This is a genomic window from Rhizobium sp. 18055, from assembly GCF_902706285.1.
Lineage (GTDB): Bacteria > Pseudomonadota > Alphaproteobacteria > Rhizobiales > Rhizobiaceae > Rhizobium.
The window spans coordinates 1-439 of the sequence record NZ_CACSKD010000292.1; the positions used below are offsets into that span (position 1 = coordinate 1).

Genomic DNA, 439 nt, shown 5'->3' on the forward strand with positions numbered 1-439 from the left:
ATCTCCATCTGGCTGTGCTCTTTAATTAGCCAGCTCAGTTCCTGTTGTGCCAGGAATTCGTCTTCAACAATGATGACTTTCACAATATCACTCCGGCTCAAAGCAATAACGTAGCCTGTGAGGCGACTGGGGTGCGTTGGTTAGGAATGTAAAACGCAATTTCCGTTCCTGGTTCCAGGCGGCGGATATGCAGCCCCTCGCCATACAATAACTTCACGCGATGATGGACATTCAGCAGACCAATTTTATTGCCCGGCATTTCGTTCGCTTCGACCCGCTCAATGACTTTTGGATCGATGCCGTGCCCGGTGTCTCGCACCGCAATGCGTACCCGATTACCGCACTCTGCAACGCTGATGGTGACAACGCCTTTACCTTTGCAAGGCTGGATACCGTGGACAATGGCGTTTTCCACCAACGGCTGGATCAGCAGGCTGGG

The 439-nt window shown here is 52.2% G+C and carries 1 protein-coding gene; it reads right to left on the minus strand.

Going from position 1 to position 439, the window contains the following annotated elements:
* Nucleotides 1–97: 97 nt before the first annotated feature.
* A partial coding sequence (locus GVL52_RS29185) for an ATP-binding protein (RefSeq protein ID WP_160012751.1) occupies nucleotides 98–439 on the minus strand: 342 nt, incomplete at its 5' end.